The organism is Chitinophagales bacterium, assembly GCA_041392475.1.
Lineage (GTDB): Bacteria > Bacteroidota > Bacteroidia > Chitinophagales > UBA2359 > JAUHXA01.
Window position 1 is genome coordinate 202,756 of sequence record JAWKLZ010000001.1, and the last position, 22,730, is coordinate 225,485.

Genomic DNA, 22,730 nt, shown 5'->3' on the forward strand with positions numbered 1-22,730 from the left:
ATGTTTCTCTAAAACCTCAAATTAATTAAAAAGAAGCAATACGCTTTTAGAAAAAACTCCGATATTTGTGACAACCAAGGAAAAAAAATTTTATGACAAGCAATTATTCTTATCTCAGCAATGCTCACCCAGCCTATATAGAGTCTTTATACAAAGATTATCAACAAAATAAAGAGGCGATTGATTCAGACTGGCGAAAATTTTTTGAAGGATTTGACTACGCAGTCGTCAGTGCAAACGGAAACGGAACTGCTACGAACACATCTAAAGCAGTAGAAACTCCTACAAAGGAAGTAGATTTTTCTTTGTTGGATGAGTTAAAAGTGTACAATCTTATTCAAGCTTATCGAGCCAAAGGACACTTAGAATCAGATACCAATCCCATACGTGAACGTAAGGATAGAAATGCACGTTTGAAATTGGAAGATTTTGGTCTGACCAATGCTGATTTGAACAAAAACTTTACTATCAGTAGCGAAATAGGACTAAAAAACGCAACACTTCAAAATATTGTCAGTCACCTTCGCACCGTTTATTGTGGAAGCATTGGCTTAGAGTTCATGCACAATACCAATCCCAAAGTCACTCAGTGGTTTATTGACCGTTTTGAAAACAAAACAAATGGCTATGGATTTGATACCCACACCAAAAAACACATTCTTAGAAAACTCAATCAAACCGTTGTTTTTGAACAGTTTTTGCATACCAAATATGTAGGACAAAAACGATTTTCGCTTGAAGGTGGAGAGTCGACTATTCCTGCAATAGATGCCATGATTCATGAAGCAGCTTCAACAGGTGCTGAGGAAATCATCATCGGAATGGCACACAGAGGTCGTTTGAATGTATTGGCAAATATATTGGGTAAAACTTACGAGCAGATATTTAGTGAATTTGAAGGAAAATTCCCAGAACTAACCATGGGTGACGGAGATGTGAAGTACCACTTGGGATATTCTTCTCAGGTTGACACCCATTCTGGTAGAAGAGTGTATCTAAAATTAGCTCCAAACCCTTCACATTTAGAGGCGGTCAATCCAGTAGTAGAAGGATATGCTCGCGCCAAAGCCGATGCCATTTACGATTTTGACTATGATCGTTTGATGCCCATACTTATTCATGGTGATGCTGCCGTTGCAGGACAAGGTATTGTTTATGAGGTAGTTCAGATGTCGGAATTGAAGGGTTATTATACAGGTGGAACCATTCATTTTATCATCAACAATCAAATTGGCTTTACCACAGATTTTGACGATGCACGCTCAGCGAATTACTCTACCGATGTCGGAAAAATTGTCCAAGCCCCTGTTATTCACGTCAATGGTGATGATGTAGAAGCAGTGGTATATGCTGCAAAAGTAGCAACGGCCTATCGTCAAGAATTTAACAAAGACATATTTGTGGATATGGTTTGTTACCGCAAACATGGACACAATGAAGGGGACGACCCCAAATTCACACAACCCATAATGTACAAGTTGATTGCGAAACACGACAATCCTCGTGATTTGTATTCCAAGAAATTGGCAGCTGCAAACGAAGTAGATGCAGTATTGGCCAAAAGAATGGATCAAGAGTTTCGCCAATTATTGCAGGAACGTTTGGATATGGTTCGCAATGAAAAACCACTTCCTTACAAATACCAAGAATCTGAATTAGCTTGGAGGGAATTGCGTCATACCATTGATCCAGAAGATTTCCATTATTCTCCTAGTACCAATATTAGTCAAGAACGTTTCAATACCATTTTTGAAGGAATTACAGGCGTACCTGCGGACTTCAAAGTTTTGAAAAAAGTCCAGAAATTATTGGATGCACGCAAGGAAATGGTAGCTAACAACGGTTTATTGGATTGGGCAACAGCAGAATTGATGGCCTATGGCTCGATATTGCTGGAAGGTCACAATGTAAGAATGAGTGGACAAGACGTAAAAAGAGGTACATTTTCGCACCGTCATGCCATTTTATCCGAACCTACGGGCAGAGAGCACAATCTATTAAGCGATTTGGCCGAAGAACAAGGAAGGTTTTTGATATACAATTCTTTCCTATCAGAATTTGCAGTACTGGGCTTTGAGTTTGGATATTCAATGGCTTCCCCTTCTTCTCTTACCTTGTGGGAAGCGCAGTTCGGTGACTTTGTGAATGGCGCACAAACCATGATTGACCAATTCATCACTTCTTCGGAAAGCAAGTGGGGGCGTATGAGTGGATTAGTTATGTTGTTGCCACACGGTTATGAAGGTCAAGGGCCAGAACACTCCAGTGCAAAATTGGAGCGATTTCTTCAGGCTTGTGCAGAATTTAATATCAGTGTGGTAAATATTACAGAACCTGCTAATTTTTTCCATGCACTTCGCCGACAACAACACCGTCCATTCCGCAAACCTTTGGTGGTTATGTCGCCAAAATCACTTCTACGTCATGCCAAATGTGTTTCACCGATTGCAGATTTTGTAAACGAAGGAGCGAATTTTAAAGAAATAATAGACGACCCTACTATACAAGATGCTGAAAAAGTTCGCAAAGTCGTTTTGTGTAGCGGAAAGATTTACTATGATTTGTTGAACTACCAAGAAGAAAACAATATTCAGGATATAGCGGTTGTGCGTTTAGAACAATTGTATCCATTTCCTCAAAAACAATTGGATGCTATTTTTGAAAAGTACAAAAACGCAAGTGTTACTTGGACACAGGAAGAACCCAAAAACATGGGAGCATGGTCATTTATCTTATACCACATGCCACAAAAGAATATGCAGGTAGTTTCTCGAAAAGAAAGTGCTTCACCTGCAACAGGTTACGCAAGCGTACATAAACAGCAACAATTGGATATTGTAGAAAAATCTTTTGCATAAGTTTAGTAATTAAAACAAAAAGACAATAAATTCAACCATAATATGGCAGTTATAGAAATGAAAATCCCAACAAGTGGGGAATCCATCACAGAAGTTACCATAGCCGAATTACTAGTAGAAGACGGCAGTTATGTAGAAATGGATCAAGCGATTATGGAAGTTGAAACGGACAAAGCCAATATGGAACTGCCCGCCGAAGCTGCTGGAATTGTTCGCTTTAAGGTAGAAGCAGGAGATGATGTTGCAGTCGGAACAATCGTGGCTACGATTGAAACAGACAGCGAAGCAAGTCCTGTAGAAGATAAAAGCATCAAAGAGGTAGAACAAAAAGAGACACCAAAACCAGAAATAGAAGTCGAGCAACCCAAAACCAATAATGCAACTTCTAACGCTCCCTTGAATGCAGTGATAGAAATGAAAATCCCGACAAGTGGAGAATCTATTACCGAAGTTACCATTGCAGAACTACTTGTAGAGGAAGGTAGTTATGTAGAAATGGATCAGCCCATCATTGAAGTTGAAACAGACAAAGCCAATATGGAATTGCCTGCTGAAGCTGCGGGAATTGTTCATTTTATGGTTGAAGCAGGTGATGATGTAGCGGTTGGAACGGTCGTGGCAAAAATTGATACAAGCGGAAGCCCAGAAAGCAAAAATCAAAATAAAACGGAGAGCGATAAAGAACAAGTAAAAACTACTTCAACAACTCCTCCACCTGCCAATACAACCTATGCCACAGGACACCCTTCTCCTGCTGCTGCAAAATTGATAGAAGAAAATGGGCTGCAATCAAAGGATCTAAAAGGTAGCGGCATTGACGGCCGCATCACCAAAGAAGACGTAGCCCAACACCTTCAACAACAGCCAACACCTACTGTAAAAAAAGAAACCACTTCAACTGAGACTTCAACAGATACAAAGCCAACCACTCCAATCGAAAAAATGGGCAACCGCAATATTCGCAAAGAAAAAATGTCTCGTTTGCGAAAAACCATCTCTCGTCGTCTATTGGCTGCAAAAAACGAAACAGCCATGCTCACTACCTTCAATGAGGTAGATTTGACCGAGGTAATGGCGATTCGCAGCAAATACAAAGAGACATTCAAAGAGAAACACCAAATTGGATTAGGCTTCATGTCTTTTTTCACCAAAGCCTGTGCCATGGCATTGATGGAATTTCCAGACGTAAACGCCTACATTGATGTAGAAGAAGGAGCAATTGAATACCACGATTTTGTGGATATTTCAGTCGCCGTTTCTACACCCAAAGGCTTGGTTGTGCCTGTTTTGCGTAATGTGGAGAAAATGACCTTACAAGACATCGAAATTGGTATCAAAGACTTGGCTATCAAAGGTCGTGATGGCAAATTAACCATGGACGAAATGACAGGAGGAACGTTTACCATCTCCAATGGCGGTGTATTTGGTTCGCTCAATTCTACACCCATCATCAATCCTCCACAATCTGCTATCTTGGGAATGCACAAAATCCAAGAACGAGCAATGGTCATCAATGGTGAAATCAAAATTCGCCCCATGATGTATTTGGCTGTGTCTTACGACCATCGAATCGTTGATGGCAAAGAGGCGGTTACATTTTTGGTGCGGGTCAAAGAATTATTAGAAGAACCTTTGAAGATGTTCTTGAATATTTAATCATCTAAAAGTGAAATAATGATGAAGAACCTGATAGCAATCTTGAAAAACTATCGGGTTTTTTATTAATTTCTTTAATCAACTTTGTTGAAGAAACAAGTTAGAATAAACAACTAAATAAAAGTAAAATATACAATCGTATGAAATACGACATCACCGTTATCGGTTCAGGCCCAGGAGGATATGTAGCTGCAATAAGATGCGCTCAATTAGGAATGAAAACAGCCATTATAGAACGATACCCTACTTTGGGAGGAACTTGTTTGAATGTAGGCTGCATCCCTTCAAAAGCTCTACTGGATTCCACCGAACATTACCACAATGCTACGCATACCTTCAAAACACACGGCATTGAAGTAGGCGAAGTAAGTGTGAATTTTGAGCAAATGATCAAGCGCAAAGGCGAAGTAGTGCAGCAAAATGTGCAAGGGATTGACTACTTGATGAACAAAAACGAAATCACCGTTTTTCATGGGCATGGTTCTTTTGTCACCAAAAACAAAATTTCGATAGCCAAAGACGATGGCAGCAAAGAAGAAATCGAAACAGACAAGGTTATCATTGCTACAGGCTCGAAACCTTCGACTTTGCCTTTCATAAAACTTGACAAAAAGCGGGTGATTACTTCAACAGAGGCGTTGGTTTTGAAGGAAATACCCAAACGCATGGTCGTCATTGGAGGCGGAGTGATTGGCTGCGAAATGGGTTCGGTTTATGCTCGATTGGGAACAGAAGTGACCATCGTAGAGTATATGCCCAACTTGATTGCAGGCATGGATGGCGAGTTGGGTAAAACCTTGTTTCGCTCACTTAAAAAACTGGGAATCAAACACTACCTCAACTATGGTGTAACAAGCGTAGAAAACAAAGGTGATGTAGTGGCGATTACTGCAAAGGGCAACAAAAAAGGCGATGAAATCAACATAGAAGCAGATTACTGTTTGGTTTCGGTTGGTCGCCGACCTTATACCGATAATTTGGGCTTGGAAAACATTGGGATCGAAACCAATAAACGCAAACAAATTCCTGTCGACAAACATTTGCAAACAAGTGTTGAAGGTGTCTATGCGATTGGGGATGTGATTGAAGGCGCAATGTTAGCGCACAAAGCGGAGGAAGAAGGTGTTTTTGTGGCGGAAACGATTGCAGGTCAAAAACCACACATCAATTATCTACTCATTCCTGGCGTGGTTTATACTTGGCCTGAAGTTGCAGGGGTAGGTTATACTGAAGAGCAATTGAAGGAGCAGGGAAGGGCTTACAAATCAGGTAAGTTTCCTTTTGCGGCAAGCGGTCGTGCGAGAGCGAGTATGGACACGGATGGTTTTGTGAAGGTCTTGGCGGACAAAGAAACGGACGAAATTTTGGGCGTTCACATGATTGGTCCTCGTATTGCGGATTTGATTGCAGAGGCGGTTGTGGCGATGGAATACCGTGCTTCTGCCGAAGATATTGCTTGTATGAGTCATGCACATCCTACTTATGCCGAAGCGATGAAAGAAGCTTGTTTGGCGGCTACAGAGAATCGGGCGTTGCATATGTGATTACAAGTTTCGTAAATAATTTATATTCCATTGACAAGCATTGCTTTGTATGAAAACAAAGCAATGCTTGTCAATTTTTACTTCAATTCTCCACCACCAACTTCCCACTCTCCAGTCTTTCTCCTCCAATTTCCAACTGATACAAATAAACCCCACTCGTCCAATCTCCAACCTCCAATGTCAAACTCGAATTATTCATTTTCAATTCCCAACTCTCCATTAATTTCCCTTGATAATCATATACCTTCAATACGCCTTCTTTCGGAATTTGGTAGTGAATGGTCGTTTGTTGGCGGGCGGGATTGGGCGCAATCTGTACTTGGTAGGAACTCGATGTAGGGAAATGCGGAATATCCGTAAAAACCACCGTACTATCACACCCTTCAAAATCATCCTCCGCATAAGTCCTCCCTTCCGAACAAGTATTGCCCTCCTCATCAATCGTCAAAATCCAACTATATTGAGGGGGAGGAAAAAAACGATGCCCTGCCAAGACATAGCCTCCTTCAATTTTTTCGATGTCTCGTATATATACACTTGCATTGGGGTCAGCAGTGATGGTTTTTGTCCAAAGCGTGTCTCCACGAGAATCGAAATTCATGATTATTGGTTGATAGGTTCCGTATTCGTTTTCATATACTGCAACTCCAATAAAACCATTATCAGGCTTGATTATCAATTTTGTTTCTATGGCAAACAAATCGGGAAAAGGAAGGTCATATATCTTATCCCAAATAATATTTCCCAAATTGTTTAACTTGGCATAATAATTTTTTCTAATGCCATCCTCTTTAATTCCTCCTGAAAGAATGTAGCTTTCGTCTGATAAAGGAACTACTTGACAACCAGAATCATAATTATTTGTTCCATAGTTCCTTTGCCATTGTAACTGTCCTTTATCATTCGTTTTCACGCAATACATATCAAAATCAGTTATGGGACTTTTTCCATATCCAGAGAAAATATAGCCCCCATCCAAGGTCTCATTGGCATGGAAAGCAACAGAAGTTCCTCCCAAACTATAGGTTTTTTCCCACTCTGCTTCCCCTTCTGAATCTGTTTTGATAATGTAAAAATGAAAACGTTCTATGTCTCGAAACCCTGTCAATAAAAATCCATTGTCTTTGGTATGTAATAAATGGTAAGCCCTTTCTCGATTTTCTCCAACCATTCCATAAGTTCTTTTCCAAGTAATTTCTCCATCAACTGTAAACTTGACCAAAGCTATATCAATATCTTCAAAAGTAATATCTTTATAGATTCCATAAGTAGCAGCAAAATTATTTTCATCTATTTGAACTAAGCATGTTCCTGTTGCACTCCCTCCATCTGTTCCTAATTCGAGAGCAACCTCTAATGAATGGATCCAAATTAAATCTCCATATATATCCATTTTGGCAATAAAGACTACTCTCCCCTCTAAATTTGTGTAGTTTCCTAAAACCAAATAAGCATTAGAAAGTGGAAGAGTTGCCACTACTACTAAATTTGTACTTGGAAGTTGCAACTTTTTATTGAAGTAGGTAAAGTTTTGAGAAAATAGATTTACTGATAAGCAAGTGGCAAATAGAAATATTAGTAAGTGTTTCATTTTGAGCTATTTTAAAAAATAAGACTTTCCCAAATACATGGGAAAGTCCTATTGGTAAAGAAATAGATTAATGTAAAACAACCAGTTTTTGATGCTGATAAATAAAATTATCGTTGTACAAACGGCAAAAATAAACCCCTGATGATAATTCACTGGTATTTACAGTGAATGAAGTAGAGGAATCATCTATAGTCACACTTTTGACTAAAACACCTGAAGCATCGTAAATAGAAAAAGATAGTGGAGTCTTTGCAATTGCTCTATCTAAATAAATATTCACATAGTTTTTAGCGGGATTGGGAAGCATATTCATTTGAATAGCATTCATATATTTACTTTCTAAGATTTCTGTGCCTCTCTTATTACCTCCTCCATTCAAACTAATAGGATGAGCATTCCGAGTAAAACGGTGTCCAAAATAGATTGTTAATGCCGATTCAGCTAAAGTAGCTATATAACGGTCATTTTGATTCGCAGCCAAGCCTGTTAAATTACTTTCTGTTGTAGCATCCAAAGGATAATTCAATAACATATCCATGATACTGTAAAACTGAATCGACTGCGTATTGTGGGTTGGTAATGTAGCCAGTACATTGTTAGCTGCTGTAAAATCTTGTTTGTTGAGGTAAGTAGCAACCAAGATTCTCTTACTCCATTCTTCATTTTGGGCGATTAGTAGCTGAATCGAACAGTCTTGACCACAATCTTCATCCATCATTTGCCAAAAAGCTTGTTGTAATCTTTCTATGGCAGGGAAAGGAGAACCATTTAGGGGGTCAGTAATAGATTTGCCATTATGGAGTTCAGGGAAGCTTATAGGAACAGGTAAATGAATAGGGTTAATTGGGCGAGCAACAATGATTCCATTATGCCCCAAAATAAAGTCACACGTTTGGGATTGAATTGCCTCACAATTATCAACAGGAAATTGGCAAGAAGCTAAAGTAGGAGTTGTAATTCCATTAACAATAGAAGGAAGAAACTGTCCCCCCAAGTTTAGGTTAACTGGATTGAAAGAATTGTTGAAAATATGAAAATTCGTGCTATTCGAACCATGCCAATTGTTTCTTAGTGCTAATTCTTTATTTGAAGAAATACACATACCTACTTGCGCTCCAATCGTAGCTTCCCAATCAATGTACCAGTCAATGGCATAACCTGTATAGGTATTGCAGTCCAAAATTATGCGTTCATTATTCCCTTCAAATTGAGTGCCTACCTCCAAATGACCATTGATGTTATTGGCAATGATAGCACCGCCATTCACTCCTCCTTGATTACTCTCTACAATTACAATACCTTCTACATCACTTGCACCTGAGACATTGCGATTAATCGTATTTTCTGCAATATCAAAACCTGTACTCGCAATAGCATAAATGGCATAGGTATCATCATTTGCCAATTCAGGAGCAGGAAGTTCAAAAGTATTTCGTTGAACGACATCTGCCATACTCCCATTAAGAGTAATCCCTTTGTACACTCCTTCAAACTGGTTGTTCAAAATTCCTACAGTCTCTTGAACAGCCCCAACGCCAACTACTGCTACTCCCTGAAAGGTATTGATAAATTCATTTCCCAAATCAGCGCAGTTTATATGCCCAATCACATAAGCAGAGGCATTTACTTGAATTGCTGTTCCTTTTGCTAATCCACTTAATTCGGTTGTATTCGTTTCAAACTTATTTCGTTGAATGAGTGGTGATAGTGTCATCTCTTGAAGTACAATATGTTCATAGTTGCCATTTTGTCCAAGTGTTCCTGCAAAAGGAGCAGAATTTAGAAAATGACAATTCTCAATTTTGCTTTCTTCATTGTCATAATTTGTCGCTCCAAAGTCAATTCCCACAAGATTGTTTTCAAAGGTGACATTGTTTACATCTACAATACCACCAGAATTTGTTGCATTATCAATACCTACAAGAGCATTTTGAATCTTGCCATTTCGAAGATACACAAAGCCATGTGCAGCACTACCACTGCTTAGGTAATTGATAGGATGCGCTTCGGTAGAATTTCCTTCTACCTCCAATCCTTTCCAAATATCATCTCCATTACAAGCACTCACATCAAACTCCACATTGTTAGCTCTCAATTCCCCTCCTCGTTCTACGACAATACCCGAATTTTCACCCATAAACTGAACAATTGCTCCATCTTGAATGGTAAGTACCCCTTCTGATTGAATATAAACCATTCCATCTACGGTAATGACATTATCATCTTCGCTGATGTCCCAAAGTTCATTACCAGTAATTTGGAGAGGAGTGGGGTTGGCTTGAATGCCTAAGTTAGCGGTGGTTACTTTGTATTCGTCTATTGTAGAACAGCCTCCATTTATGACCACGGTTAGGGAATAAGTACCTCGTTCTGCGATGGAAATAGGGCTAACAGAATTCCCTATCCCAAAATCTTCAAGGGAAGTTGACCAAAGCCATCTATCATACAAAACATTTGGATTGTTTAAGGTAAGTAGCACACTCCCGAGTACGCAATCATTTCTATCACTAACAATTGTGGGAGTTTGATTTTCAGGAATGTGTACTTCTGTAGTCACCTCAGAACTCGTTCTACAAGCATCCCCATTTGTCACCCAAACGGTATAAGTACCTATTTCATTTACTGTAATGACTTGGGCAGTTTGACCATTCGACCACAAATAACTATCATAACCACTACCAGCATCTAATTCATAAGAACTACAACCACTCAAGTAAGTAGCAGTAATTGTAGGAAGATTTGTAGTATTGGCAGGGCTTATGTTGCAAGTACTTCCTGCTGTTTGAAAGGAAATACTGTTGCTAAAAGCTGTATTTTCAATATTGTTACCTTCGCAATCCCTACAAACTGTACTTATTTGGGCTTCGTAGTTTTCGCAAGCAGATAAACCAGAAAGGGAGAAAGGAGGTTCATCTATATCTTCAATAGTTGTCCAACTTGTTTCTGATAAAGCCTTGTAACGAATGTCATAATCAGCGTTCGATTGAATGTTCCAGTCGAGTGTCACTTGTTCTTCTCCAATACAGTCTACTGACAGGTTATTGGGGTTAGAACAAATTTCTATAGCTGTAGAATGTACTTTTATATTATCTATGTAAATTTTCCCAGTTGGAGGACTTGTAGTAGTAATATTTTCTATATTATTTGAATATATGAATCTTAGGTATGCTATCCTTCCGCCATATTTACTCTCGATTGGTAATTTTACAGAGCCTTCACTATCGCTAAAATCTCTAATTTGCATTAAACTAACTCCCCCTTCATTAGGGTTTAAAAGATAAAAATCAACTTTAAATGATTCTTTTTCTGAGAAATTTTCAATTTTATAGTCAAATGATAATTCATTTGTTCCTAAGGCTAAATTGAATTCGTACGAATTTAGATTAAGAAATACCCCTTTCATATCTGAAGTAGCTTCAAAAGAAGCAATACAACTATTATTCAGTGTATTCGAATTACCTGTGATTATCGTCCATCCGTTCGGTACTGTCCATCCAGTTTCTGTGAAGTCACAATTTTGTTGATTGTCAAAGTTTTCTTCAAAAATAGGAACTCCTTGATATACTAAGTTATTTCCCAGTACTTTCTCCATTCCAAAATCGGCTTTTTCAAGGCGCTCCTGAACTCTACATATTTGACCATGTGTGAAGGAAAATTTTCTATTGGTATAATCCATAAAATTATTGGATATTTCCTCTGGCTCATTACAAAGAAGAATAGGCCAAGTAAAACCACCACTATTTGTTGCTGTTTGAGAAAGTGTTAAATACAATGTAGGGCAATTGGTTTTAGGTGGCGTATCATCCACAAAATCACTCTCTTGGCAGTTTTCATCGCTCAATCAAGAAGGAAATGAATTATCAGGACACCTTAATACAGGGCTTTCCTCTCCATTGCACTGATTTTTGCCTGTATAACTTGAAAGACACACCGTTTCTCCCTCTTTATAATAGGAACATTCTAAACATTCCGCATCTGTGCCATCACAAACATATCCATACTGCCATGTATGCTTTAAACCTAACACATGTCCCATTTCATGCAGTCCCAATTGTGCGCTTAAATTCCCTCTATGAGCAATATTGGAAGGAGTGCTAAACATGAAGGCAGCATTATTCGAAGATCCCTTACCTCCATTTGTACTCCCATTTCCCAAAATATAAATTTCATACTCTCCCACTTTATCTAAACTATTCCCTAAATTGTCTAATCCAAATACCATCTGATAGATAGGACTATCCTTGTTTATAATTTTATTAAAGTAAGCTTGATTAGCTACATACCGTGCTTCTGTTAGGTGAAACCTGAAATTTGTTTTTTCACCAATAGGAATAGTTACCTCAGGGTTATAAACTAATTCTCCTGACCCTACACCCCCATTAATATCATTAGTTGTAAAGATGCGTTCTCCAATAAATTGGGGGTCTATTCTAAACATCCAACCATCGCAGATATTAGGAGCAGCATTATTTTCTAAAAGTCGATTCATTTCACCAATCAAATCTCGTGCATAATCGCTTCCAGAATAATCAGATGGGAGATTATTATCATTAAATGGATTACCTGTAGAATTAAAATTTCCACCACCATTTCCATCCTGTACAAAAACTACATTTACCCTAACATACCTCATACAATCATCAGAAAAAGTACAGTTGGTTTTTGTACTTATAAAACCATCATCTGGAACATTTGTTGAACCACAAGCAAAATCATAAGTAAAGGGCTGAGCATTTAGAGAAAGCGTCCAACTAATACAGGTCGAAAAACAAAAAAACAGAAAAATTTTCTTCAAACATATAAGAGGGGGGGGGTAATGCATAAACACCTCTCAAAAAAGAAAATACACCAAAACGTTTCATAAAAAACAACATTTAAAGGATTAAGGAAAAGCGTTTTTTTCAATGGGCTTAGTGGGAAAGAAGCAAAACCAACCCTTTTGAGCATACATCAAGAAATCTGTATAGTGGGTTTAAAAATAGTCAGTTGCTTATGAATTTCTAAGTTAAACCATAAAATTGAATTTTCCAAATCTTTTTGGGAGTCATTATCATCAAGCAGGAAACTCCACAAAATTCCTCGGCGTTTCATACAGTCGTACCGCCAAATCTAAATTTTTAGGCAATCGTGCACGTATTCGATTCCAAATTACCACCACAATATTTTCGGCAGTCGGATTGAGGTTTTTGAAGTCTTCGGTGTCGAGGTTGAGGTTTTTGTGGTCAAAACGGTCTTCGACTTCCTCTTTGATGATGTCCTTCAATATTTTCATGTCAATGACATAACCTGTTTCGGGGTCAATCTCACCGATTACTTTTACCTGCAATTCGTAGTTGTGTCCGTGGTAATTGGGGTTGTTGCACAAGCCAAAAACAGCTTTGTTTTTTTCTTCACTCCAATTTGGGTTGTGCAAACGGTGAGCAGCATTGAAGTGAGCTTTTCTAAAAACCGAAACTTTCATATCTTTATCCATCCTTTTTTTTAATCCATTACTTAACAGCAAAAGAAAAGGATGGTTTAGAAAACGATTTAAAACAGCGAATTTGCAATTCAAAGATGTCATAGGGCAACAATCTATCAAAAATTACTTGCTCAATAGCGCACAAAGCGATCAGGTAAGTCATGCACAATTGTTTTTGGGAAACGAAGGCAGCGGTAATTTGGCTTTGGCAATAGCCTATGCTCAGTACCTTCAATGCCGAAATCGAGGCGAACAGGATGCTTGTGGAACTTGCCGCAGTTGTGTCAAAGCCAATAAGTTGATGCACCCCGACATTCATTTTTCCTATCCGACTGTGGGCAGCAAGGCGAAAAGTACCGATTTTTTGACTGAATGGCGGACAGCAGTACAGGAACATCCCTACATGAATGTCTATCAATGGCTACAAGACATCAAAGCCGAAAACAAACAGGGGAACATTACGAGGGAAGAATGTGAAGCCATTATCCGAAAATTGAGCTTGCGGGCTTATGAATCCACCTACAAAGTGTTGATTATGTGGATGCCCGAATATTTAGGGAAAGAAGGCAATCGTTTGTTGAAGCTCATTGAAGAACCGCCCGCCAATACAGTTTTTCTATTGGTGGCTGAAAATGCGAATTTGATATTGAACACGATTTTGTCGAGAACACAGCAGTTGCGTGTTTATCGGCTATCCGATGCTGAAATTAGCGAAGCTTTGGTGAATCGGCATGGCGTAACGGCAAATGCTGCACGTCAAGTGGCGATATTGGCAGAGGGAGATTACAACAAGGCATTGGAGTTGTTGTCGAATAGTGATAATGACAATCAGCAACTTCTTATTAAATGGCTGGGAGCATGTTTATCCAATCAGTCGGGGATTTTATTGGAATGGGTGGAAGAAATTGCTAAATTGGGGCGTGAAAATCAGAAAAATTTTATTAAATATGCTTTGTATTTCTTAAGGCAAAGTCTTTTACTTCAAATGGAGCATTCAAAAACAATTTCTTTGGACAATGAGGAACTGCAATTTGCTCGTCAATTGATGGAAAAAATGACTTTGGAAAACTTTGAAGCAATTATACAACTTTTGGACAATGCTTCGTATCATATCGAACGAAATGCCAACCCCAAAATATTGTTTTTGCATGTATCCATACAAGTGATGGATTCTTATCGAGTACTCATGAATGAATCAATACAATGATTTTCCCGTAAGGGATTTATATATACTATTCCTCACACATCCAGAGGAGATAATTGTTAAAAGTTGGATGTGTTTTTTTTCAAAGAAAGATATCGAATGATTGATAAAGTACGATAGATAAAAGGATTGTAATAATAAACATATTGTGTATGTTTATTCTTTTTCAATATTCGACTCTATATAAATAGGTAAAAGTATGGGATGCAGTTCTTGTAGTTCTGGGTCGAAAAAAGGTGGTAAACCCGCAGGCTGTGCTAGTAATGGCGATTGTAGTACAGGCGGTTGCAATCGATTGAACGTATATGATTGGTTGGTAGATTTGCCATACAGCGCACAGCAAAATCCATTCAAGATAGTAGAAATAAGCTTTAAGAATGGAAGCCGAAAAAGTTTTTATAGCAATGAAAACAATGTTGATTGCCATACAGGAGATACAGTTGTAGTGGAAGCTGCAACCGGCGGATTTGATATCGGCAATATTAGTTTGAGTGGAGAATTGGTGCGTTTGCAGATGAAAAAACGCAATGTACCTATTGATTCCGAATTACCTCGTATTGTGCGTTTGGCGACTATGCGTGATTTGGATCGTTTTGAAGAAGCAAAGGAAAAGGAATACGAAACAATGTTGATGGCACGGGTGATTTCTCGTAAGCTTGATTTACAAATGAAAATTGGAGACGTTGAGTATCAGGGAGATGGCAGGAAAGCTACGTTTTACTATACTGCCGATGATCGCATTGATTTTCGAGAACTTATCAAGTCACTTGCCAAAGAGTTTAGAGTGAAAATCGAAATGCGTCAAATTGGTTCTCGTCAAGAAGCAAGTCGCATTGGTGGAATTGGCTCATGTGGTAGAGAATTGTGTTGTTCTACTTGGCTCACCAAATTCAAGTCGGTTTCTACGACTGCTGCTCGGTATCAGAATCTTGCTATCAATCAATCGAAATTATCTGGACAGTGCGGACGGCTCAAATGTTGCCTAAACTACGAGTTGAATATGTACATGGATGCATTGAAGGATTTTCCTAAAAATGCAGATTTTATCGAAACAAAAGAAGGCAAGGCAAGGTTATTGAAGACAGATATTTTCAAACGTTTGATGTGGTATTCGCTCCTCGAAACTAGGGCTGTTCATACACTGAGTGTCGATCGGGTGAATGAAATCTTGGAAATGAATTCTAATGGAGAAATTCCCGAAACCTTTGTTTCTTCAACGTTTATAAAGGCTTATGCGGCTAAAATTGGATTTGAAGACGGTGTAGGAGAAATTGAATTGGATTCTTTGGACCCCATCGAAAAAAATAAACGAAGGAGGAATCGAAAACGTCGCTCAGGAAGTGCCAGAAGTTCTTCTCCAAATGCGAAACCGAACAATCCCAATACGTCAAATAACCAGAGAAAAGGAGCGAAACCGAATCCTCCTTCTGATAAAAGTAAACCAAGCAATCCATCAGATAATACTCAGCCAAAAAGAGTAAAACCGAAAAAAACTTCTTTAAAAAGAAATCCTACTACTCCTAAAGATGCTACAAAAAAACCTTTGGATACAGATAAGTCTGAAGATAACAAGGGTGGGAATGTACGAAGACGCAATTCTCGAAATCGAAAAAATGATGGACCAAGAAAAAAAGATGATTAAATGATCGTGAAACAAGTAACATACATTTTCAAGTATATAGGAATTTTTGTGTTTGCTATTGTTTTGGTGGCTTGCGATGAAAGCCGTATTTATGAACAAAATACAGAAATTCCTAATCGTAGCTGGGATTATGACACTGTGATACCTTACGAAGTAACTGTCGTAGATACAAGTATTCGCTACAATGTGTATGTGAATTTACGACATACCAATCAGTATGCAAATAGTAACCTTTGGCTCATGCTTTATACGACTTTTCCTTCAGGAGAGAAGTCGGAAAGAAGAGTCGAATTACCTTTGGCTTCAAAAGAAGGAAAATGGTATGGCAATCATTCAGGTAGTATCATTAGCCATCAAATTTTGATTCAACCGAATGCTATCTTTCCCGAAAAAGGAGTGTATCGTTTTGACTTAGAGCAAAATATGCGCCGAAACCCATTAGAGGAAGTGTTGGATGTGGGGATTAGAGTAGAGAAGGCAATAAAAAATTAGTTACTGTATTTTTTGGATTATTTTATCATATCCGTCAAGCTAAGGTTTTGTTGTTTCTCATACAGCTTTGAACAGGAAGTTTTAATAAAAAAGAAGCACACTATACACATGAACTATAAGAAAGCTTCCTTTCTATTATTCGTTCTTGTTCAAGGCTTAATGGTTATGTTAATTACTGAACTTGATGGCTATGATTATTTTATCAGATTCTGAAAGAATTAGGAAAAGGTTGATTAATCAAAAAAATATTAATCAACCTTTTTTACAAATATATACTTCGATGGATTACTTGGCACCGAGTTGAATGGCAATAATACTGTCAAATACCTTTTTGTAGTCTTTTGCTTCGTTCAATACTTCAACTGCTTTTTGAATATCCTCTGTTTCAAAATTGTTAGGATTGCGTGTGCCATTGGGGTCAATAATGGTCACCAATTTGCTACTCAAAAAATAATATTGAACAGAAGGGGAACTTGCTTTCGTAGCATCTGTAATATTGAAGTGCTTGACTACGTTTCCTGTATCGTCAAACAGAAAGTCTTTCCATCCCATACGTTCTGCTACTTTGGTACTAATCGAAATTTTCTTTAAAGCAACTATTCCTGCTTTTGCTTCGAAGTAAAAGTAGATGTTTTCAGTGTAGTTCAAGATGCCTGTCCAAGTTTGTCCACCAGCGTTCAATCGTAGGGTATGTGACTGCAATTCGTTTTCAGAAATGCCTTTGTCAATCATCTCGTTGTATTTATCAATGCTTTGCACTTGGGTTGGAGCTTGAGCAAAAATAGTTGTTGCCGCAAATAGGTAGATGAACAAACCCAATAGAAATTTTTTAAACATAACTCTCAGTTTATTATTTAATTATGAAACAATATAAATAGAAAAATAAATGTATTTTTTTATCCAATATTACAAAGATAAAGTCTTCAATTGTAAATTGTTCAATTTATCGTGTAATAAATAGCGATTGTCAAAATAAATGAAAAAAGATTAGCACATGAAATATAGGACTTTCTATAAAAATTATTTCGGTTTCGTACTGTTGCTTTTTTTGGTGGTGGGTTGCATGAACAAGAATTCAGCTTCAATTAATTCTGAAAAGGTAATCGATTCAGAGACAATGAAAAAAGTGTTGCTTGATATACATTTGGCTGAAGCATTTAGCCAAAGTATGAAATTAGATTCATCGGTAACTCACTTATCAATTGAAGAATATTACCAGCAAATATTTGCCATACATGGAACGAATTTTGAAGATTTCAAAAAATCTTTCGATTACTATACCGACCTCCCTGATACACTCCAATTGATGTATGAAGAAATACTCAATACGCTTTCCAAGATGGAATCTGCCTCGATGTTGGAAACGCACAAATAGTTAGGGCATCAAAAAGTAGCGAGTCATGCCAATTTCGATACACTCAATCTCTTGTTTGAAGTTGAGGTATATATATATTTTCTTGGGTTTTTCTTTCACAAATAACTCAATTCGAGACCGAACCGATGGAAATTCTGCCGAGCGAAATTCATAAGTTTTGGATTCCTTGATGCTAAATGTACCTTGAGGTGTGGTGCAGGTAAATTCTTCAAAATTCAAAGATATGGGACTCTCCATCATGATTCGCTGTGAAATACTGCTGATTTCCAAATCTTTGATTACAGAAAATGGTTTGATTTCTTTGGCGACCAAATTGCCATATGAGCGAACAAATATCTTTGATTTTGGAGTGAAAAAATTTTGTTCAGCAGCCAGTGTCTGGTCTTCTTTTTCGGCAAGAAAAAAGGTATGCTCCCCCAAAGTCTTAGAATAAAAGTAGAGGAGATTGATATAGTTTTCTTGGTCGATTACCACCTTAAATCGGGCTGTTTGACCCTCTTTGTTCATCAATTCATAGACATATCCAACACGTTCTTTTTCTTTTTGAGTGATGTGGAAAGTACCTAAGTTTTCAACACCTCTAATGATAATCATCCCTGTCATGATAGAAACGGTGATATCACCTGCGTCGATAGGAACAATTTCTTTCTGCCCCAGTTGGTATTTTGCAGGTACAAAATGCTGGTCGTCTAACTCATGAATCGTTTTGTATCGGTTTTCAGAGATAAAGCTATATCGAAGTTCTTTTGGTTCTTCCTCCCCGCTTTCTGCCACTACAGGTTGACAGAAAGCAGATTTACTTGAAAATACACATAGAAATAGCAATACAAGAAAAGTAAAATTTAACTTCATTGGAATAAATAGATTTAGGCTTGATTGAAGGACATATCTATAGCCGATTAGACTATACAAAGGTACGTACAGTTTAATTATAATGTTTGTGCCAACATCTATTTATTTGACACCGACTAATCTTGAATCAGCAATTCACCTCTTGAAGTCCAGTCACCATTCACTTCTACAACATATATATAGATTCCAGCTTTTAAATTATTTCTTGGAACATACATTTTTGTGTCTTCGATGGATTCATTAAAAACTTCACGTCCTCTTATACTAAAAACTCTTAATCGAGCATTTTGTTGTTGAAGAATTCCCAAACTAACCCCGTTTAAGCTTATATTGAAGCCATCTTTTGAAGGATTAGGATATGCCAAAACAGACAAGGTGTTTCCTTCAATGCTACCTTCAATGCCTACAGTTGCCAAGTCTGTTACGCTAAACACATCTACTCCCGCTTCTACCAAACCGCCTCCATTTTGAAGTCCATCTTCATCAGCCGTTTCAAAAGTAATTTGCATGGTTGCAGTAGGCTCTATGAAATCTCTTACCTTGATTTTTGTTTGATACCATTGGTTCAAAAAAGGATTGTTGGCATCTACTCTTTCTACTACTGTTTGCGTTTTTGTACCATTGCTCAAAGTTACAATCAATTCATCATTGGGTGCGACCTGTCCACCTGCATTGGCAAACCAACGATAATAGCTAATTTCTGGTTCTTCATACGTGCTAAGGTCAAAAACTGGAGAAATAAGACGGGTATATCCTGCATCCACATCATCTGCAGCTACATTGCTGCTTGCTGCATTGCCTGTCACATAACATTGATTTCCAGTATCTCCTTCTACATCCCTATCAGGATTCATGGTCAATCCATTGGTATTTGTGCCATAAGGAACACCTCTTTCCCAAATGCCTGCTGAAGCAGTACTTTCTACTGTCCAACCTAAGTTTACTGCAAAATCATCAGCATATCCTCGGTTCAAGTCATAAAGATTAGTCGTATTCGATTCACTAATTGCAGTAGCTGATGAATAATTTTGATAGCCCCATTTTCCGATAAATACTTCATAAGAACCTTCCAAAAAGTCGGGTATTGTGAACAAACCTGTTTCATCAGTGCTTGTTTCAACCGAAAAATCATCCACGGAAAATACAACCTTTGCATCCACTACAATATCAGATGTTTCAGAATCCCTTACCCTGCCAGTGAGTTTAAACATTTTCGCAGGAATTAGATTTGCAGATAAACTAAGAGTTTCCCCATTTGCCAAAAAGATGTTGGAGTAACTCACAGATTGATAACCCAATTTAGAAAAAGTTACGGTATAAAAACCTGCATCGGGAATACCGTTTGCATAGTTACCTGAAAAATCTGTTTCAAAAGTTTTTCCCACTTCTTCAATCCTCACTTTTACACCTGCAATGTTTTCATTAGTCGCAGCATCCGTTATATTCCCCTGAATGTAGCAAGCACGAATATAAGAAGGCTGAATCACATACAAACCTTCCTCGATATCAGAGGCGATTACGAGTCCAGAAGGCAAATAAGGATATACACCCCAACAGCCATTGAAGCCATCACCCGTATAGTCAGGAGAGGTATCATAATTACCGATTTCAACTAAAAAGTTAGGATTCGTGGCATCATGTACTGTCACCCCATCTCTATAATAAGAAGTCACCAAAAAATCTCCTTTTACAAAAGTATTGTGAGGAATCACATTTTGACCAGCACTTGATTGAACTCTATCCAGTTCGCGAATGTCGCTCAAGTCAGATACGTCATAGGCTGCAATAAAAGCATTTGCCCTTTCATCTGTTGTATAAATCGTATTGCCATCATCTGACAACCAACAATTGTGCGTGAAATCATTGGGCGTAGAAGTCGTTGCCAATACTTGAGGATTTGCTTTGTCTGATACATCTACAACCGACAAAATTCCATCATTGATTTCGGCAGACCACATAATGTTGTCACGCACATACCCATCGTGAATATAGCGGGTATCGTAAATGCCTACAATTGGAGGGTTCAAAGGATCTTGGTTCAAATCAAGGATAATCGCACCGCCAACTCCTACATCTGCCCCAAAAATATACGCAAAGCCATGTTCATCAATGAAAAGATTGTGTGCTGTGTGCATATTAATGGCAAAATTTGGGTCTTGCGAACCATTCCAACGCACATAGTTCACCTCAGGCAATTGGTTCACATCAATAATCAACAAACCCTGACTACTTTCGTTGGTCACATAAATGTGGTTGTTCCAAACTTTCATATCGTGCCACAAAGAATTTGAATCGGGTATTCTTGCTACTTCTTTAGGGTTTGCAGGATTCGCCAAACTTACAATAGAAATGTCGTGGTCTAATCCAACAATTGCATATTCAATCTCAGTACGTGAATCTACATAGCCCCAAATATCGTTTGCACCTTGGTTGTAAGTCAAATGACTGACCAAAAACATATTTTTTTGAGCGTAGGTATCACCGAAAGGCAGAGACAAAAGTATGCCAATTAATAGCAACAATGCAAATCTTTTCATTTGAAATAATGGTTTGATAATGATGTTAAAAATATTGAAAGTCAATGGGTTTATGGGGCTTTGTTTTTTGAAGGGCTGCAAATTTACAATTTCTTTCTTCAATTTTTACGTCTTTTAGCTTGCAAGCTGAACTTTTGTATATCTTGTAAGGCTTTCCAAATAATATTAATGAATCTAAGCAAAATGGAAGAAATACCCTTTGAAAAAGTTTGGTGGTTTTCAGATATTGAAGGTGTTAGAGAATTGGATTATGCCGCAACGTATTATCCTTTTAGTTACGAAGAATTGCCGCCGATTCCACAAAATTTAGATGATGAGTTTAATTGGATGCGAAAACATCCCCTCCATCACAATTTTACCTTCAATTTTCAAGATCAACTCAAAAGACTCCAAAAAGAGGCAATAGAGAAAGGCTTAACTCTCCCCAAAGCATTTCTGTATTTCATGAGCAACCCAAGCCTAATCAATCGAATGCGTTCAAACACAGATTGTTACTTTGAGTTAGGAGATTTTATTGAAGAAATACCCAACACAGAAGGGTTGCATTTTCTGCATTTTTTGTCCGATTCTCAATATTGTTTGCTTTGGTTTTTGTGTTTGGATAAACATGGTAATCACTGTATTGTTGCATCTGGAAATGAATATTGTAGTCAAGCGGAGTCAAGAGAAATTTATCCCTATGAAACTTCTTATTATTGCGCCCCTACCTTCAATGAATTTATATACCGTTTTTGGTTAGAAAACGAAATCTGGTACAAAATATCTTGGGAAAATGCAGAATTAAATGATGTAGAAAAAAAATATGTCAATTACTATTTAGAAATGAAGTAACCGCAATGTATGAAGTACGAAATTCCTTTTCTTGCTCGTCCGCCAAAAGGTCGGAGAATTGCTATTGGAGATATTCATGGTTGTATAATCACCTTGAAGACTTTGTTAAAAAAGCTCGATTTGACTCTACAAGATCAATTATTTTTGTTAGGAGATTTGATAGATAAAGGAATCAACAGCAAACAAGTAGTAGACTACATTCTTCAATTAAAGAGGATGGACTTTTCTATTTTTACACTGAAAGGCAATCATGAGCAATCTTTTTTGACTGCATATGACTGTGGATGGAGTTTCTTTATGGATTATTTGGAGCAAAATAATACCAGCGATTTTTTAGGTGATGAGTTGGAGACCTACCTTCAGTTTTTTAGTAGTATGGAATATGCCTATGATTTGGGAGATTGGTTAGTTAGTCATACCGAATTTCTTATAGATGAACACAGTATTTACCGAGGAATGAGGGGTTTGTTTTCGAGAGTAGATTTTGATATTGACAAGAATGAACTTTTGAAGAAAAGACAAGTTGTAGGGCATTTTGTAACTTCAATCGACAAAATTCAATCAAACATTGCAGCAAAAAATAGGGTAATCTGCATAGATAGTGGCTGTATTTACAATAAGATAGAAAGCTTAGGATATCTATCGGCTTTTAACTTAGATACAGACGAACTAATTTTACAATAAAAT

16 protein-coding genes are annotated in these 22,730 nt (G+C 37.8%); 9 read left to right on the plus strand and 7 right to left on the minus strand.

Going from position 1 to position 22,730, the window contains the following annotated elements; genetic code table 11:
* Window positions 1–92: 92 nt before the first annotated feature.
* The 3 genes from R3E32_00710 (at window position 93) to lpdA (ending at window position 6,058) form a co-directional block, all read left to right on the plus strand.
* Window positions 93–2,858: a 2-oxoglutarate dehydrogenase E1 component gene (locus R3E32_00710; protein ID MEZ4883223.1), complete on the plus strand. Its 2,766-nt coding sequence runs from the start codon at window positions 93–95 to the stop codon at window positions 2,856–2,858.
* 42 nt (window positions 2,859–2,900) lie between these two features.
* A complete protein-coding gene (gene odhB / locus R3E32_00715) occupies window positions 2,901–4,514 on the plus strand; it encodes a 2-oxoglutarate dehydrogenase complex dihydrolipoyllysine-residue succinyltransferase (GenBank protein MEZ4883224.1) in 1,614 nt (537 codons plus the stop codon).
* Between the two features lie 140 nt (window positions 4,515–4,654).
* Window positions 4,655–6,058 (plus strand): dihydrolipoyl dehydrogenase, encoded by a 1,404-nt coding sequence (lpdA, locus tag R3E32_00720; GenBank protein MEZ4883225.1) that lies wholly within the window; start codon window positions 4,655–4,657, stop codon window positions 6,056–6,058.
* Window positions 6,059–6,140: 82 nt separating this feature from the next.
* Here the strand turns inward: lpdA and R3E32_00725 are convergent, their stop codons facing one another.
* From R3E32_00725 to R3E32_00740, 4 genes are all read right to left on the minus strand, one after another.
* Entirely contained in the window at window positions 6,141–7,649 is a 1,509-nt protein-coding gene (locus tag R3E32_00725) for a T9SS type A sorting domain-containing protein (protein ID MEZ4883226.1), read from the minus strand.
* 67 nt (window positions 7,650–7,716) lie between these two features.
* Window positions 7,717–11,490, minus strand: coding sequence for a T9SS type A sorting domain-containing protein (locus R3E32_00730; protein ID MEZ4883227.1), 3,774 nt, complete (start codon window positions 11,488–11,490; stop codon window positions 7,717–7,719).
* Window positions 11,491–12,444: a hypothetical protein gene (locus R3E32_00735; protein ID MEZ4883228.1), complete on the minus strand. Its 954-nt coding sequence runs from the start codon at window positions 12,442–12,444 to the stop codon at window positions 11,491–11,493.
* 258 nt (window positions 12,445–12,702) lie between these two features.
* On the minus strand, window positions 12,703–13,122 hold the full coding sequence (locus R3E32_00740; GenBank protein ID MEZ4883229.1) for a 6-carboxytetrahydropterin synthase: 420 nt from the start codon (window positions 13,120–13,122) through the stop codon (window positions 12,703–12,705).
* Window positions 13,123–13,192: 70 nt separating this feature from the next.
* On the opposite strand from R3E32_00740, the gene R3E32_00745 reads away from it, so the two are divergent.
* The 3 genes from R3E32_00745 to R3E32_00755 all read left to right on the plus strand — a co-directional run bounded on the left by R3E32_00745 (window position 13,193) and on the right by R3E32_00755 (window position 16,448).
* Window positions 13,193–14,317 (plus strand): hypothetical protein, encoded by a 1,125-nt coding sequence (locus R3E32_00745; GenBank protein MEZ4883230.1) that lies wholly within the window; start codon window positions 13,193–13,195, stop codon window positions 14,315–14,317.
* A 196-nt stretch (window positions 14,318–14,513) separates the two neighbouring features.
* Window positions 14,514–15,956 (plus strand): regulatory iron-sulfur-containing complex subunit RicT, encoded by a 1,443-nt coding sequence (gene ricT, locus R3E32_00750; GenBank protein MEZ4883231.1) that lies wholly within the window; start codon window positions 14,514–14,516, stop codon window positions 15,954–15,956.
* 6 nt (window positions 15,957–15,962) lie between these two features.
* The gene (locus R3E32_00755; GenBank protein ID MEZ4883232.1) at window positions 15,963–16,448 is read left to right on the plus strand and encodes a gliding motility lipoprotein GldH; all 486 of its coding nucleotides are present in this window, start codon (window positions 15,963–15,965) and stop codon (window positions 16,446–16,448) included.
* Between the two features lie 285 nt (window positions 16,449–16,733).
* On the opposite strand, the gene R3E32_00760 is transcribed toward R3E32_00755, so the two are convergent.
* Window positions 16,734–17,285, minus strand: a complete 552-nt coding sequence (locus tag R3E32_00760; GenBank protein ID MEZ4883233.1) for a hypothetical protein — start codon at window positions 17,283–17,285, stop codon at window positions 16,734–16,736.
* 226 nt (window positions 17,286–17,511) lie between these two features.
* On the opposite strand from R3E32_00760, the gene R3E32_00765 reads away from it, so the two are divergent.
* Entirely contained in the window at window positions 17,512–17,823 is a 312-nt protein-coding gene (locus R3E32_00765) for a DUF4296 domain-containing protein (GenBank protein MEZ4883234.1), read from the plus strand.
* On the opposite strand, the gene R3E32_00770 is transcribed toward R3E32_00765, so the two are convergent.
* Window positions 17,824–18,675, minus strand: a complete 852-nt coding sequence (locus R3E32_00770; protein ID MEZ4883235.1) for a hypothetical protein — start codon at window positions 18,673–18,675, stop codon at window positions 17,824–17,826.
* Window positions 18,676–18,791: 116 nt separating this feature from the next.
* Entirely contained in the window at window positions 18,792–21,212 is a 2,421-nt protein-coding gene (locus tag R3E32_00775; GenBank protein ID MEZ4883236.1) for a choice-of-anchor B family protein, read from the minus strand.
* A 168-nt stretch (window positions 21,213–21,380) separates the two neighbouring features.
* Here R3E32_00775 and R3E32_00780 point away from each other — a divergent pair, with 168 nt between their 5' ends.
* Window positions 21,381–22,043: a hypothetical protein gene (locus tag R3E32_00780; GenBank protein MEZ4883237.1), complete on the plus strand. Its 663-nt coding sequence runs from the start codon at window positions 21,381–21,383 to the stop codon at window positions 22,041–22,043.
* Between the two features lie 9 nt (window positions 22,044–22,052).
* Entirely contained in the window at window positions 22,053–22,727 is a 675-nt protein-coding gene (locus R3E32_00785) for a metallophosphoesterase (protein ID MEZ4883238.1), read from the plus strand.
* The last annotated feature ends 3 nt before the right edge of the window (window positions 22,728–22,730 follow it).